The sequence below is a fragment of the Gandjariella thermophila genome (assembly GCF_005405885.1).
GTDB classification, from domain to species: Bacteria; Actinomycetota; Actinomycetes; order Mycobacteriales; family Pseudonocardiaceae; genus Gandjariella; species Gandjariella thermophila.
On the sequence record NZ_BJFL01000030.1, the window covers coordinates 38,092 to 52,432 of the forward strand.

A 14,341-nucleotide genomic window follows, 5' to 3' on the forward strand; every position below is an offset into this window, starting at 1 on the left:
CGCGGCGAATGTGTCGGCGCGGAAAGACCGCGCTCAGCGGGACGCCAGCCGGTCCACGAAGGCATCCACCGTGGTCGCCGGCCGTGACCAACCGAGCGCCTCGGACAGCCGCATGAGCTGCGGCGGTTCCACCCCGGCCTGCGCCAGGTCCGCGCCGGCCCGGAACACCTCGTCCGGGCTGCCGTCCCGGACGATCCGGCCGCCGGCGAGCACCACGATCCGGTCGAAGTTCTCCGCGCAGAAGTCCATGTCGTGGGTGACCGCCAGGACCGTCCTGCCCCGACCGGCCAACTCGCTGACCGCGGCGGCGACGTCGCGCACGCCGGCGTGGTCCGCTCCGGTGGTCGGCTCGTCGAGCACCAGGATCGGGGTGTCCATGGCGAGCACCGCGGCCAGCGCGACGCGCTTCCGCTCGGCCAGGGAGAGCTGGTACGGGTGCACCTCCTCCAGCCCGGTCAGCCGGGTGTCCTCCAGGGCCCGGCGCACCAGCCGGGCCCGGCGGTCGCCCGGGTAGCCCAGGTTGCGCGGGCCGAAGGCCACCTCCTCGGCCACGGTGCGGGCGAACAGTTGCTCGTCCGGGTTCTGGAACAGGTAACCCACCTTGGCGGCCAGTTCGGCGACGGTGTGCTCGGCGGTGTCCCAGCCGTCCACGTGCACGCTGCCCGCGGTGGGCCGGAGGATGCCGTTGAGGTGGCGGGCCAGGGTGGTCTTGCCGGCGCCGTTCCGGCCGATCAGCGCGACCCGCTCACCCGGCTCGACACGCAGCGACACCCCGTCCAGCGCGGTCACCCCGGTCGGGTAGCGGTAGACCAGCGAATCGATCCGGATCATCGGGACTCCACCCCCCCGGTGACCGCGCGGAACCCGGCGACGGCGGCGTCCAGGGTCACCGGCAGGTCCCGGTCCTCGGGCCACAGGCCGCGCTCGCGGGCCAGCCGGGCCGCCGCCGTGTACCGGGTGCCGGCCACGCCCCAGTCGGCGAGCCGAGGGTCGGCCAGCACGGTGGCCGGTGGGCCGTCCAGCGCCACCTCGCCGTGGCGCAGCACGAGCACCCGGTCGGCGATCTCGGCAAGCCGCTCCAACTTGTGCTCGACCAGCACGATGGTCACGCCGGCCCGGTGTAGCGCGCGCACCGCGTCGAACACCTGCCCGCTGCCGACCGGGTCGAGCTGGGACGTGGGCTCGTCCAGCACCAGCACGCTCGGCCGCATGACCAGCACCGAGCCCAGCGCGACCAGCTGCTGCTGGCCGCCGGAGAGCTGGTACGGCGAGCGGTCCGCCAGGCCCTCGATGCGCAGCTCCGCCAGCACCGCATCGACCCTGCGGACCATCTCCTCCTGGGGCACACCGAGGTTCTCCAGCCCGAACGCCAGTTCCTCGCGGACGGTGAACTTGACCCCGGAGATCTGGTTGAACGGGTTCTGCAGCACCAGCCCGACGTCACGGACCAGGTCGGGCAGCGGCGTGTCGGCCACCGTCCGGCCGCCGACGACGACCCGGCCGGCGGTCTCGCCACCGAGCGCGTGCGGGATGAACCCGGCCAGCGCGTGCGCGAAGGTGGACTTGCCGGCACCGCTCGGGCCGACCACGCCGCACAGTTGGCCGGCGGGGACGGCCAGCCGCAGCGACCGCAGCGCCGGCCGGCTGCCGGTCGGGTACGCGTAGCTGAAGTCGTCCAGTTCGATCACGCGAACACCCCCAGGGCGTTGGCGACGATGGTGGCGGCGGCGAAGGCGGCGAGCCCCCACCGGGCGAGGCGCTGCGCGGTGGTGTCCGGCACCGGCATCAGGCTGGTGCGCCGGCCGGTCGCGCCGAAGGCACGCGCTTCCATGGCCACGGCGCGCTCCTCGACCTCGGTGAGCGCGCCGAGCGCCAGCGGGCCGATCAGCGGCAGCAGCACCCCGATCCGGCGGCGCAGGCCGCCGCCGGTGGCCATGCCCCGCGCCTGCTGCGCGCGCAGGATGTGCTGCGCACGCTCGCGGAACGCCGGCACGATCTGCAGCGTCGCGGACACCACGTAGCTGATGTTCGGCGGCAGGCCGCGCTGCACCATCGCGTTCATCAGCACCCCGGGATGCGTGGTCAGCAGCAGGAACAGGAACGCGCCGATGAGCACCAGCAGCCGGGTCGCGGTCTGCGCGGCGAACGCCAGCCCCTCGGCCTTGACGCTGATCGGCCCGAGCCGGGCCAGTTCGGCGCCCTCGCCGGGGAAGAACAGGCCCTGCACGAGGAACACCGCCACCAGCAGCGGCCCGACGAACTTGACGGTGAGGGCGGCGAACCGGGCCGGCACCCGGGCCGCGAGCACGGCCGGCACCAGGACCACCAGGAACAGCGCGGCCGGCCACCAGGTGAGTGGCACCGCGAACGCGGCGATCACCACCGCGACGGCGAGCGTCAGCTTGGTCAACGGGTTCAGCCGGTGAACCGAGGATTCCCGATGCTGGTAGAAGCCCACGGTCATGGGCGATCAGCCCTTCTCCGCGAGTTCGCACGCACCGGTTGTCGCCTCGGCGTCCCGGTCGACCAGGCCGGTGCGGTGACCGAACACGGCGAACCGGCGGGCGAACGGGAAACGCTGCCGGAACCGCGGCGGCAGCGCGGCCAGCAGCAGGAAGACGATCAGGAAGGACAGCGTCTTGTCCAGCGGATCGGAGACCAGCCCCTGCAGCGTGGCCGACTTGAGCAACCCGTTGCCGTACGCCTGGAACGCGGCGGCCAGCCCGGACCGCCCGGCGGACGCGTTCGCATTGCCGTAGACGAAGGCGCCGATCGGCGCGGAGACGATCGCGGCGACCACCCCGGTGACGAGTCCGGCGGGCAGCGCCGTCCACAGCCGGCGGAACGCCCCGAACCGGGCGGCCACCCCGGCGAGCAGGCCGATCACCGCCGCCGTCACCGCGAACGGCATCGCGGAGGGGTTGACGGTGATGCCCCAGATGACGTCGGCCAGAGCGCCGGTGGCGGCACCCGCCGCCGGCCCGGCCAGCACCCCGACCAGCACGGTGCCGATCGAGTCCAGGTACAGCGGGATTCCGGTGACGTTGACGATCTGGCCGACCACCAGGTTGACCGCGATGGCCACCGGCAGCAATGCCACCGTCGAGGTGGGCAGTCGTGACATCGCCCCGGCGATAATCAGAACCGAACCGACCAGATAACCGGCGAGAGCGAGAAGCGCCGCGGAACCCGCGCCGCCGTGATGTAACGACGCCGGCCGCGCGATGACCAGGTAGGCATAAGTTGCGACGACGACCAACGCGCCGGCAACCAGGTATGCCCAGCGCGTGCCATGGTGCCGCGGGCCGCCGCGGCTCGACGCGGTCATCCCGTCCTCCTTCTCGTCCGCGGGTCCGCGCCCACGATCCCGTCGGCAGGGCAGCCGTCGCGGGCGACCTCGGCCTGCGTCTTTCCGCGATTCCGCCCAGGTCACGGGCCTGTCCAGGGCGGAGCCACCGGCCCGCCGGTGGCGCGTGATCACCGGGTGCTTCGTGCGGTAGTAGTAGGCCGTGCCATGATCGCGTCCGCAAGGATCGTCCCGCCAAGTGGACAGCTGATCCATGTGGCGGTCACCGAGTCGCGGCAGGCGGAGCCGGCGCGGTATTGGCGAATCGAGCCCGCGGAGATCGAACCGCATCCGGGTCGCCGTACGATACGGCCCGGATCACGCCGGCCATGGGCGCAAAGGGGTGTTGCCGGCATGCCTTCGGGAGCAGGAAAGGAAAACCTGCTCACCTTTGGCGCGGAATTGCGCAGGTGGCGCCAGCATCGCGGGCTGTCGCTGCGCCGGTTGGCGCGGCTGGTGAGCTACAGCCCTGGGCATCTGAGCAAGGTGGAGCACGGCAGCAAACCGCCGACGGTGGAACTGGCGAAGGCCTGCGACCGGGTGCTCGGCACCGGTGGCCAGTTGACGGAACTGGTGCCGAGACGGTCGGAGTGGTCCGCCCGCGTGCTGCGGCCCGCCCAACTCCCCGCCGGAGCGGCCGCCGGTTTCGTCGGCCGCGACGATGCGCTGCGCCGCCTGGACGAGATGCTCTCCGACGACCCGGACGCGGTGGTGCTGGCCGCGATCGACGGGCCACCCGGTGCCGGCAAGACGGCGCTGGCGCTGCGCTGGGCACACCACGCGGCCGGCCGCTTCCCCGACGGCCAGCTCTATGCCGACCTCCGCGGCTACGTGCCGGAAGGGGTGCCGGCCCGGCCGGAGGAGGTGCTCGAGGAGTTCCTCGTCGCCTTCGGTGTGCCGGCGGAACGCATCCCGGTGGGGCTCTCCCGGCGGGCGGCGCTGTTCCGCAGCGTGCTGGCCGACCGGCGGGTGCTGGTGGTGCTGGACAACGCGGCCGGCTCGGAGCAGGTCGACTCGCTGCTGCCCGGCACCGCCGGCTGCGGTGTGGTGGTCACCAGCCGGAAACGGCTGTCCGGGCTGGTAGTCCGGGCCGGGGCGCGCCGGCTGACACTGGGCGCGATGCAGCCGCACGAGTCGGTCGCGCTGCTGCGCCGGGTGATCGGCGCGCGGCGCGCGGACGCCGAGTCGGACGCCGTGGAAACCCTGGCCGGCCAGTGCGGTCACCTGCCGCTGGCGCTGCGCGTCGCCGCCGAGCGGGTCGCCGCCCGCCCGCACCGCGCGGTCGCCGACCTGGTCACCGAACTGGCCGCGGAGGGCGAGCGGCTGGACCTGCTGGCCACCGACGACGACGCCAGCGTGGCCGTGCGCGCCGCGTTCTCGTGGTCGTACCGCAGCCTGGCGCCCGAAGTGGCGGCGATGTTCCGGCTGCTGGGCCTGCATCCCGGCGCGGAGATCGGCCTTGCTGCCTCGGCCGCGCTCGCCGGTCACCCCGAGCCTCGGGTCCGCCGCTGGCTGGACGCCCTGACCAGCGCGCACCTGCTGGACGAGGTGGGCCGCGACCGGTACCGGCTGCACGACCTGTTACGCGAGTACGCCGCGGAACGCGCCCGGGTGGAGGACGGTGCGGCGGAGCGCGAGGCGGCCGTGCGCCGGCTGACCGACTGGTACCTGCATACCGCGTTCGCCGTCCCCGGGGCGCTGCTGCCGCACCATCCGATCTTCATGCCGCTCGACCCGCCCGCCGAGGGCGTCACCCCGGTGCGGTTCGCCGACGCACGCGCGGCACGGGAGTGGTGCGAGGCGGAGCTGGGCAACGTGGTGCCGGTCACCCGGCTGGCCATGCAGCACCGGCTCTACGGCACCGCGTGGAAGCTGCCGGTGCTGCTGTGGAACTTCTTCGCCCGCCGCCGGCCGTGGACCGTGTGGATCACCAGCCACCAGCTCGCCGTGCGGGCCGCGGTCGCGGCCGGCGACCGCTACGGCGAGGCGTGGGCGCTGAACAACCTCGCGCACGCCGGGCCGGCCGAGTACCGCCGCTCCGACCAGGAACTGCACTACCTCACCCGGGCGCTGACGATCCGCCGGGAGATCAACGACCGGCACGGCCTGGGCTGGACGCAGGCCGCGCTGGGTTACGTGGCCAGGGACCGTGGGGAGTTCGAGCGGGCGATCGAGTACTTCACCGCCGCGCTGCCGCTGTTCCTGGAGCTGGACGACCGGCACGGCCAGGCGCAGATGCTCGCTGCCCTCGGCGAGGCGCACCTGCGACTGTCCCGGTTGGACGTCGCGCTGCCGTACCTGGAGCAGGCCGTGGAGACCGCACGTGACCTGGACGGCTCGTGGATCCAGGGCTACACGCTGGTCCGCTATGCGGAGGCGCACCGGCTGCGCGGCGACCCGCGGCGCGCGCTGGACTTCCTGGACCAGGCGCTGGTGGTGTGCCGGGACGCCGAGGACCACGGCGCCGAGGCGGACACGCTGGACCGGCGTGGCCGGGTGCTGGCGGAACTGGGCCGGGTGGGCCAGGCTCGGGCGTCTTTCCTCGAGGCCGCGCGGCTGTTCGAGGAACTCGACGATCCCCGGGCGGGCGCGGTGCGGGAGCGGCTGCGCCGGCTGGCCCCGGTGCCCGAACCTGATCAGCCGGGCTGATCAGGCCGGCAGCGCGGCGCCGACCAGGGCGTGCCGCAAGCGGTCGAGCAGCCGGGAGACGTCCGCCTCGACCACGACCCGCACCGGCCGGCGGGCATAGCCGCACGGGTGGATGGTCGGCCGCAGGTCGGTCACCAGCATGCCGCGGGTGTGCGTGCCGGTGAGTTCCACCGTGACCTCGCGTTCCTCGCAGGTGGTGGCGAGCGCGGGGGTGGCCGCGACGGCCGCGGCGAGCGGATCGTGCAACAGGCAGCCCTCGATGCCCAGGGTGGTGGCGTAGAAGTCCACGAAGTGCTCGAGCATCCGGCTGGCGAAGCGGGCGCGCGGGTCCGCGGACGCCGCGACGGCGGCCACCCACGCCCGGTCCGCCCGCGCGGTCTCGGTGACGTCCAGCGGCACCATGGTCAGGTCGAAGCCGGCGGCCAGCACCAGTTCCGCGGCCTCCGGGTCCTGCCAGGCGTTGAACTCCGCGTGCGGGGTCCGGTTGCCCGCGCGGTGGATGGCGCCGCCCATCCACACCACGGCGCGCAGCAACCTCGGCAGGTCCCGCTCCAGCAGCAGGGCCAGCGCCAGGTTCGTCAGCGGGCCGAGCGCGACCACGGTCAGTTCGCCGGGCCGCCGGCGGGCCAGCCCGACGAGTTGCTCGGCGGCGGAATGGGCGACCGGACGGCGCGCGGACGGCGGCCCGGCGGCACCGCCCAGCCCGTCCTCGCCGTGCGCCCGGGATATCGCCGGCGGCTGGCTCAGCGGGGTGTGCGCGCCGAGGGCGACCGGCACGTCGGTGAGCCCGACCAGGTCGAGCAGCCGCAGCGCGTTGTCCGCCGCCATCGCGGTGGGGAGGTTGCCGGGCGCGGCACCGACCGCGACGATCTCCACCTCCGGTGCCGCGGCGAGATAGAGGATGGCCAGCGCGTCATCGATTCCGGGATCGGTGTCCAGTACGATCGGCCGGCGCCCACCAGCCGCGACGCCGTTGGCTTCGGACATCCGCTCGTTTCCTCCGCCCCGAAGTCCGGTTACGGTACAGCCTTACCGGAAACTCCGGCCGGACGGACAGCCCCGACGAGCCGTTTCCTTGAAGGGCAACAAAGAGGCGACGCCGCGGTGTTTCCCCGAAGAGGAAACACGGCAACACTGGCTCGTGGCCTTCATCACTCCATAGGGTGATTTTCGTGCGGTCAGTAACAGGGGTGACGTCTCGCCCCCGCACCGGGCCGGCCAGTCGGCGGACGGAGCCGCCTGCCGGCGCCACTCACGGTGTCTCCGCCGGGGCGGGCCCGATCGAGCATGGCCGCCGCGTCGCTACCCGTCGGAGCACGGCAGGGTCCGCGGGCGGGGTCGGCTGAGGGGTCACCGGGAGGGAGGACCAGTGCGTTACGACGATCGCGTGCTGCTGGCCGAAATCGCCAACCTGAACAGAGAACTGGTTCGCCTCTCCTGCCAGATGATCGATGAGATGGCCGGCGACCATCCGGCATGCGCGCAGGCGCAACAGGAACTGGGCGAGCGCCTGATCGCGCTCGGCGAGGCGCTGATCGAAAGGGGCCGGCACCCCGTTCTTCCCGCCCCGCCCGCTATCAGATGACCGTGTCGTGGCGGAGCGCGAGAAAGGCCGCGGCCGCCATGGACAGCGTGATGTGCCGATACCAGGGTTGGTAGCCGCGAACCTGGTAGTGGTCGAGTCCGGTTCGATTTCGCGCGATACTTAAGCATTCCGCCACGGTCCCCTGGTTTCCGGCGACCCGGACCAGATCGGGCAGCGTGGTTTCGGCGGGGCCGAAACACACGTAGTACCGCAACTCGGTGGGTTCCCGCGCGCTGCGCCGGGCCAGCAGCCAGTGCCTGCGGTCCGGTCTCCGGCGGGAGCGGATGTCGGTGACCGCCCAGTCGTAGGGCGTCGCGCCGGCCGCGCCGGCGCCGCCGATCCGCGTCCACGCGCCGTCACCGAGGTCGGCCACCATGCGGGCGATCCGGGCCACGGGAAAGTTGGTCGCCGCCGTCGGCACCGCCAGCACATGCGCGATGTCCCGCGATTCCAGCCACGCGCGCAGGTCACCGTCCTGCCCGTAGACGTGGTCCCCGGTAACCCAGGCGAACGGCACTCCGGCGCTCACCACCCGCTCGATCATTCGGCGGGCGAGAACGGGTTTACCGGCGAATCCGATCCCGTCGTCGATACCGGCCTCCCGGCACCGCCGACGATCGGCCGTCCATTCCACCGGCAGGTACAGTTCACGATCTATCAATGCCTGACCGCGCGGCGAGGAATAGGCCAGAAACACGCCGATCTGGCAGTTTTCCAGGCGCCCGGCCGAGCTGGAGTACTGCCGCGCCACCCCCGCCGACTTCCGCCCCTTCTTGGGAAAGGCCGTTTCCTCGACGACCAGCACTCCGTGGTCCGCGTCACCCAGCGATTCGACGACCATATCCCGGACGTCGTCGCGCACTCCGTCGGTGTCCCAGGAGTAGAAGTTGAGCAGCCGCTGCATACCCTCCGGCCCGGCGTCGCCGGCCACCTCGGCCAGCGTCCAGCCGTTCTTCCGCTCCGTCTCGCTGAGTAGTGCGCGCAGGTAGGAGGCCATGCGCCGGCGAGATTCCACACGAGGACACCGGCTCGCGAAGCGGGCGACGAACGTGTCAAACCCGGCCTGCTCGTCTGGTGTCGGCTCCGTCCACACAGGCGAGATCAGGTACCAGAGGTCGACTCGCCATCACAACCTGTCGTTGCAGCACTTAATGGTCGCGTGATCCACCCGGAAGCGTTGCCTCCGCCCTACGGTGTGTGGATCATATCCGCGGCAGTGGAGCAAACGTGGCGCGTTGTCACCGGGGCCGACAATTGCGTTACACATCCTGACATGAATTTACCTAACGGTAACCTCGCACCGAGGACGCTGATGTCTGAACTACCCCCGCCCAACACGCGCGCCAATCACTGGCACGGCCAGGGCAGCCCGGGCCAGTCCAGCGGCATCGACGCTGCGGGCGAACTGCGATCCCACCTGCTGCGGCTGGCGGTGCTGCCCGCGGCCCTCCTGGCAGTCATCGGTGCGGCTACCGTGGCCTTACTTCTCGCCGACCGCTCCGGGGAAACGCGTGTGCTCGTCATCGCCGTGGCGGTGGCCGCCGCCGTCCTGGTCGTGGTCATGGCGGCCAGCCGGGCCAACGCCACGGCCCGCGCGATGGGTGCGCGCGTCGACGAGGCGCGCCAGGCCCAGCAGGACGTCGACACGCTGCGCATGTGGACGGCCCGGTTCGCCGAGGAGATCCAGCGGTTCGCCAGGCAGGCGCGGGACGGTGAGCGGCCGGTACCGCGCGGCCCGCAGCCCCCGCCGGTGGAGGGCAGCCACCCGTTCGCGTTCCTCGCCCACGAGCTGCAGCAGGCGCAGCACGCCGCCGAGGTGGTGATCAGCCAGGCGACCGGCACGCCGATGCCCGGCGACCCCGACCAGCGCGTCGGCGTGTTCGTCAACCTGGCCCGCCGCCTGCAGTCGCTGGTCCACCGGGCCATCCAGAAGCTGGACGAGCTGGAGCACCAGGTCGAGGACCCGGACCTGCTCAAGGGCCTGTTCTTCGTCGACCACCTGGCCACCGGGGTGCGTCGGCAGGCGGAGAGCCTTGCCGTGCTGGGCGGTGTGGCACCCCGCCGGCAGTGGAGCAGCCCGGTGAACATGTACACCGTGCTGCGCTCCGCCGTCGCCGAGGTCGAGCAGTACGCGCGGGTCAAGGTGATCCCTCCGGTGGAGGGCACGCTGCGCGGGCACGCTGTCGCCGACATCATCCACCTGGTCGCCGAACTGGTGGAGAACGCCACCATGTTCTCCGCGCCGGAAACCGAGGTCACGGTGCGCGCCCAGATGGTCGCGGCCGGCCTGGCCATCGAGATCGACGACCGCGGCCTCGGCATGCCCATCGAGGACCAGCGGCGGATCAACGACCTGCTCGCCGCGCCCGGCCACATCGACCTCGGCGAGCTGCTCCAGGACGGGCGCATCGGGCTGTGCGTGGTGGCCGAGCTGGCCCGGCGGCACGGCGTCGCGGTCCGCCTGCAGAACAACATCTACGGCGGCATCCAGGCCACCGTCGTGCTGCCGCACCGGCTGCTCGGCGACGCCAGCCCGGACGCCGACAGCGAGCAGCCCGCCCGCGAACCCGCGTCGCTGGGGAACGGGCGCGTCGCCGGGGCGCTGCCGGCCGCGCCGGGCAACGGGTCGTCGGTCCACTCCACGTCGGCCACCGCCACGGCCTCGGCACCGGCACCGGCGGCCACCGCCACGGCCTCGTCGTCCGCTCCGGAACTGCCGAGGCGCGTCCCCGCGGAGTCCCACGGCAAGTGGCCGGCTGCCGACACCCTGGACGCCCGCGCGGCGAACATCACCGCGGCCTCGGCGGCGCAGCGCCGGCACGAGTCCGAGACCCCGGCGTCCCAGCCGGACCGGGCCGCCGGGAACGGCTCCGGCGCGCACCCCGCCCGCGGCACGGGCGCCGCCGGCGGTTCGCACGGCGCGCATGCCCGCGGCGACGATGCGCGTCCCCGGCTACCGCAGCGCCGCGAACGCACCACGTACCTGGTACCCGAACTGCTCGAGAGTCGCCCGGCCAGCGAGCCGGCCGCCGGTCACAACCCCGGCCTGATGGCCGCCTTCCAGCGCGGCATCGACCGCGGCAGCGGCGCAGAGGGCGACGATCCGCCCGCCGACCGCACCAGCTGACGACGCACCACCCAGGGGAGAGATTTCATTCATGGTGAGCGATTTGCCCGTGAGCCCGACGTCCGATCTCACCTGGCTGCTCAGCAGCCTGGTGCAGAAGGTTCCGCACACCCGCAGCGCCCTGCTGCTGTCCTCGGACGGGCTGAAGAAGCACTTCCACGGCCTGGACGCGGACGGCGCCGACAAGCTGGCCGCGATCGCGTCCGGACTGTGCTCCCTGGCGCGCACCGCCGGAGTGCGCTTCGGCGGCAGTGACGGCGTCCGGCAGGTCGTGGCCGAACTCGACGACGTGGTCCTGTTCGTGACCGCGGCCGGACCGGGTGCGGTGCTGGCCGTGCTGGCCGGCCGGGACGCCGACGCGGGCGTGCTCGGTTACGAGATGGCGCAACTCGTCAAGCGGGTGCCGTCCTACCTGGCCACCCCAACCCGACACGCGGTCGCCACACCCGGCCACACCATCCGATGATCATGGCCGGTTCCCGGGAGGACGCACCCTGGCTCGACGGCGACGCCGGGCAGTTGGTACGCCCGTACACGGTGACCAACGGGCGCACCAAGCCCTCGAAGCCCCTCGACCTGGTGTCCCTGGTCCGGGCCACCGGCCTGGCACCCCACCGGCGGCTGGATCCCGAACACGCGCTGGCCCTCGAACTCTGCCGAACGCCCACCTCGGTCGCCGAGATCGCGGCGCACCTCCGGCAGCCGGTGATGGTCACCAAGGTCGTGCTCTCCGATCTCATCGAATGGAACGCGGTCACCACCCGCGCTCCCGGCGCCACCGCCGACTCCACCGACAGACAAAGACTGGAGGCACTGCTTCATGGTCTCCGTGAACGACTCTGACGCCTTCCCGACCCCGTTCAAGATCCTCGTCGCGGGCGGCTTCGGAGTCGGCAAGACCACTTTCGTGCGCGCGGTCAGCGAGATCGAACCGCTGACCACGGAGGAGACCCTCACCGCGGCCAGCGTGGGCACCGACAGCCTGGACGGGGTGGAGAGCAAGGCCACCACCACCGTGGCGATGGATTTCGGCCGCATCACCTTCGTCCCGGAGAACGTCGTGCTGTACCTGTTCGGCACGCCGGGCCAGGAACGCTTCTGGTTCATGTGGGACGAGCTGTGCCGGGGCGCGCTCGGCGCGGTGGTGCTCGCCGACACCAGACGCCTGCAGGACTGTTTCGCCGCGGTCGAGTTCTTCGAACGCCGCCGGGTCAACTTCCTGGTGGCGGTCAACCAGTTCGACGGTGCCTACCACTACGAGGTCGACGAGGTCCGCCAGGCGCTCGACATCGACGCGCAGGTACCGATCCTGATGTGTGACGCCCGGCAGACCCAGTCCGCGAAGGGCGTGCTGATCGCGCTGGTCGAGCACGTGCTCGCGGCCGCCATGTCCCGCTCGATGTAGCCACCCGCCCACCCGCAGATACGGAGTTCTCCATGTCCACCTTCGACCCCGCCGGCCATCGTCACCTGGAGCCGATCGACGAGCATGTGGTGGAGCGTGCCGCCCGGCTGCGCCAGCTCGACCTCGGTACCAGGCCGGATGCGGAACTCGACGAGTTCGCCCAGCACGTCGCGCGGATCGCCGGCACGCCCAACGCCATGGTCAACTTCATCAGCGACACCCAGCAGTACCTCTCCGGCCTGTTCATGGCGTCCGCGGGAGTCGACGGTGCCGGCGTGGCGCCGTTCTCCCGGTCGGTGCCGATGGGTACCGGGTACTGCCCCCACGTCATCGCCCGGCGCAAGGCGCTCCCGCTGGACGACGTCTTCGCCTACCCGCGGTTCGCCGGGAACGACGTGGTCGACAAGATGGGCGTCCGCGCATACCTCGGGGCTCCGGTGATCGACCGGACGGGTACGGCGCTCGGCACGGTGTGTGTCGTGGACAGCGAGCCGCGCGCCTGGGGCCACCAGGGTGTGCACATGATCAAGCAGCTGGCCGCCGAGCTGGTGGAGCTGATCCACCGGCGGGAGCGGGACCTGCGGTTGGTGTGACTCCTCGCCGGTCCTTCCGGGCCGGCGAGGAGCGTGGTGCGGCCGTTGTCAGCCCCGGCGGAGCAGCGGATCCAGTCCGTACGCCTCACTTGGCCGGTGCTGCTCGATGTCGCCGATCACGTCGGCGTATCCCGCGATGTGATCGGTCATCTCTGCCACACTCGGGAGGTCGCACAGCAGGTCGTGCCGGGCGGTGTGGAGGCGGTCGCGCAGCTTCTGCTCGCACCAGGACGCCGCGTAGGCGTGCATCGCGCTGCGATGCGCGACCGCATTCGTGGTGGCCGCGATCATCGTCCAGCAGGCGAGGTCACCGACGACGTTGGCGAGGATGTGCCGGTTGGCCTCATCCCGGTCGGTGGTGGTCGTGGCCAGTTCCGCCACCGCGGCGGCGAGTTCCCGCACGTGGCGGGATGCGTCCAACTGCTCGTCGAGCATCCCGAAGAACTCGTGGGGTGCCCTGAGGATCGTCGATCCGAGGTAGACGGTGACAGCCTCGGTGGAGCCTTCGAAGATCCGGAACAGCCGGTAGTCCCGAAAGTGCTGGCCGACGACGTTGGTGTCTAGGTACCCGCGCGCGGCCAGCACCTGCACCGACGTGTCGATGACCCGCCACATCAGTTCGCAGCCGAGGATCTTGGCGCAGAAGTACAGCGCGTCGGGCACCACGTCACCGGCGTCCAGCCGCTCCGCGATGTTGCGGACGAGTGTCTGTACCGCCTGGATCGCCGCGGCGCCGTCCGCGAGTTTCTGCCGAATACGACCGTTCTCGGCCAGCCGTCCGGTGGCGACCTTTCGCTCCATGGCGAAGCGGCACGCGATTTCCAGCGAGCGCATTGCCGCGCCGCGGGCCGCCGCCGCGAGCATCACCCGGCCGGCCATGAACGCCGACTTCGCCGCGCGAAGACCTTCGCCCTCCGCGCCCAGCAACGCCGAGGGTGGTACCCGAAGGTCGTTGAACCTCAGGTCGTTCTGAGGAATCGCCTTCAAGCCGAGAGTGAGCATCTCGGGGCCGATTTCGAATCCCGGGCTGTCGGTTTCGACCAGGAACCCGGTGATCCCTGACGCCTGGCCCTTGCCGTCGTACAGTTGCGCGAACACGTTGACGTACCGAGCATCCGCGCCGAGACTGATCCATTTCTTGGTGCCGTTGATCGAGTAGCTGCCGTCCGGGTTCTTGGTCGCCCGCGTGGCGAGGGCGCGCAGATGCGATCCCATACCTGGTTCACTGATCGCACTGGTGATCAGGCTCTTTCCCTGAGCCAGCAGCGGCAGCACCTCTTCCTTGATGCTCTCCGAGGCGAAGTGCCGAACGGGTGGTATGCCCAGGGTGTTGTGGACGACAGTGAGAATGCACGGGTTGACGTCGATGGCGCCGAGTTGCGTGATGACACGTACGGTGTCCACATGCGACAACTCCTGCCCCTGGTAGCGCTCCGGGACCTGAAGGCCGAGTAAGCCGGCGGCCGCGAAGTCCGACACGAGCGCCAGCGGCAGGGACCGGCGCTCGTCCATCAGCCGTGAGTTGATCCGTTCTCGCGCGTACCAGCGAAGGAACTTCAGCATTCGCGCCGCCTTCTCGGACACCGCGCCCTCCACCAGCGCGGAATCATTCGCGGGCAAGGTCATCGTGAGAGTG

14 protein-coding genes are annotated in these 14,341 nt (G+C 71.6%); 7 read left to right on the forward strand and 7 right to left on the reverse strand.

Annotated features, from left to right (window positions below; genetic code table 11):
• Window positions 1–33 precede the first annotated feature (33 nt).
• The 4 genes from FFT21_RS22270 to FFT21_RS22285 are packed head-to-tail and all read right to left on the reverse strand — an operon-like array spanning window position 34 to window position 3,328.
• Entirely contained in the window at window positions 34–831 is a 798-nt protein-coding gene (locus FFT21_RS22270; RefSeq protein WP_137815874.1) for an energy-coupling factor ABC transporter ATP-binding protein, read from the reverse strand.
• On the reverse strand, window positions 828–1,688 hold the full coding sequence (locus FFT21_RS22275; protein ID WP_137815875.1) for an energy-coupling factor ABC transporter ATP-binding protein: 861 nt from the start codon (window positions 1,686–1,688) through the stop codon (window positions 828–830). Before FFT21_RS22275 ends, FFT21_RS22270 begins: the two co-directional genes overlap by 4 nt.
• Complete coding sequence (locus FFT21_RS22280) at window positions 1,685–2,464, reverse strand: energy-coupling factor transporter transmembrane component T family protein (protein ID WP_137815876.1); 780 nt, start codon at window positions 2,462–2,464, stop codon at window positions 1,685–1,687. The genes FFT21_RS22275 and FFT21_RS22280 overlap by 4 nt, the downstream gene beginning before the upstream one ends.
• Before the next feature lie 6 nt (window positions 2,465–2,470).
• Complete coding sequence (locus FFT21_RS22285; protein WP_137815877.1) at window positions 2,471–3,328, reverse strand: histidine kinase; 858 nt, start codon at window positions 3,326–3,328, stop codon at window positions 2,471–2,473.
• A gap of 372 nt (window positions 3,329–3,700) precedes the next feature.
• Between FFT21_RS22285 and FFT21_RS22290 the strand changes: the two genes are divergently transcribed.
• A complete protein-coding gene (locus FFT21_RS22290; RefSeq protein ID WP_192909689.1) occupies window positions 3,701–5,995 on the forward strand; it encodes an ATP-binding protein in 2,295 nt (764 codons plus the stop codon).
• Here FFT21_RS22290 and FFT21_RS22295 read toward each other — a convergent pair whose 3' ends face one another.
• Entirely contained in the window at window positions 5,996–6,982 is a 987-nt protein-coding gene (locus tag FFT21_RS22295; protein WP_137815879.1) for a nucleoside hydrolase, read from the reverse strand.
• Window positions 6,983–7,364: 382 nt separating this feature from the next.
• Here FFT21_RS22295 and FFT21_RS22300 point away from each other — a divergent pair, with 382 nt between their 5' ends.
• The gene (locus tag FFT21_RS22300; protein WP_137815880.1) at window positions 7,365–7,580 is read left to right on the forward strand and encodes a hypothetical protein; all 216 of its coding nucleotides are present in this window, start codon (window positions 7,365–7,367) and stop codon (window positions 7,578–7,580) included.
• Here FFT21_RS22300 and FFT21_RS22305 read toward each other — a convergent pair.
• A complete protein-coding gene (locus FFT21_RS22305) occupies window positions 7,573–8,673 on the reverse strand; it encodes an IS701 family transposase (protein ID WP_137815881.1) in 1,101 nt (366 codons plus the stop codon). The genes FFT21_RS22300 and FFT21_RS22305 overlap by 8 nt on opposite strands.
• A gap of 219 nt (window positions 8,674–8,892) precedes the next feature.
• On the opposite strand from FFT21_RS22305, the gene FFT21_RS28915 reads away from it, so the two are divergent.
• The 5 genes from FFT21_RS28915 to FFT21_RS22330 are packed head-to-tail and all read left to right on the forward strand — an operon-like array spanning window position 8,893 to window position 12,705.
• A complete protein-coding gene (locus tag FFT21_RS28915; protein WP_153816570.1) occupies window positions 8,893–10,707 on the forward strand; it encodes a sensor histidine kinase in 1,815 nt (604 codons plus the stop codon).
• Between the two features lie 49 nt (window positions 10,708–10,756).
• On the forward strand, window positions 10,757–11,173 hold the full coding sequence (locus FFT21_RS22315) for a roadblock/LC7 domain-containing protein (protein ID WP_264081666.1): 417 nt from the start codon (window positions 10,757–10,759) through the stop codon (window positions 11,171–11,173).
• Between the two features lie 2 nt (window positions 11,174–11,175).
• The gene (locus FFT21_RS22320; RefSeq protein WP_225978640.1) at window positions 11,176–11,550 is read left to right on the forward strand and encodes a DUF742 domain-containing protein; all 375 of its coding nucleotides are present in this window, start codon (window positions 11,176–11,178) and stop codon (window positions 11,548–11,550) included.
• Complete coding sequence (locus FFT21_RS22325) at window positions 11,528–12,112, forward strand: GTP-binding protein (RefSeq protein WP_137815884.1); 585 nt, start codon at window positions 11,528–11,530, stop codon at window positions 12,110–12,112. Before FFT21_RS22320 ends, FFT21_RS22325 begins: the two co-directional genes overlap by 23 nt.
• 32 nt (window positions 12,113–12,144) lie before the next feature.
• A complete protein-coding gene (locus FFT21_RS22330; protein WP_137815885.1) occupies window positions 12,145–12,705 on the forward strand; it encodes a GAF domain-containing protein in 561 nt (186 codons plus the stop codon).
• Window positions 12,706–12,753: 48 nt separating this feature from the next.
• On the opposite strand, the gene FFT21_RS22335 is transcribed toward FFT21_RS22330, so the two are convergent.
• Complete coding sequence (locus tag FFT21_RS22335; protein WP_137815886.1) at window positions 12,754–14,331, reverse strand: acyl-CoA dehydrogenase family protein; 1,578 nt, start codon at window positions 14,329–14,331, stop codon at window positions 12,754–12,756.
• Window positions 14,332–14,341 lie beyond the last annotated feature (10 nt).

Coding starts and splice junctions, on each gene's coding strand:
- FFT21_RS22335 (WP_137815886.1), bottom strand. CDS start 14,331: ATGACCTTGCCCGCGAATGATTCCGCGCTGGTGGAGGGCGCGGTGTCC.
- FFT21_RS22325 (WP_137815884.1), top strand. CDS start 11,528: ATGGTCTCCGTGAACGACTCTGACGCCTTCCCGACCCCGTTCAAGATC.
- FFT21_RS22295 (WP_137815879.1), bottom strand. CDS start 6,982: ATGTCCGAAGCCAACGGCGTCGCGGCTGGTGGGCGCCGGCCGATCGTA.
- FFT21_RS22285 (WP_137815877.1), bottom strand. CDS start 3,328: ATGACCGCGTCGAGCCGCGGCGGCCCGCGGCACCATGGCACGCGCTGG.
- FFT21_RS22280 (WP_137815876.1), bottom strand. CDS start 2,464: ATGACCGTGGGCTTCTACCAGCATCGGGAATCCTCGGTTCACCGGCTG.
- FFT21_RS22320 (WP_225978640.1), top strand. CDS start 11,176: ATGGCCGGTTCCCGGGAGGACGCACCCTGGCTCGACGGCGACGCCGGG.
- FFT21_RS28915 (WP_153816570.1), top strand. CDS start 8,893: ATGTCTGAACTACCCCCGCCCAACACGCGCGCCAATCACTGGCACGGC.
- FFT21_RS22290 (WP_192909689.1), top strand. CDS start 3,701: ATGCCTTCGGGAGCAGGAAAGGAAAACCTGCTCACCTTTGGCGCGGAA.
- FFT21_RS22330 (WP_137815885.1), top strand. CDS start 12,145: ATGTCCACCTTCGACCCCGCCGGCCATCGTCACCTGGAGCCGATCGAC.
- FFT21_RS22270 (WP_137815874.1), bottom strand. CDS start 831: ATGATCCGGATCGATTCGCTGGTCTACCGCTACCCGACCGGGGTGACC.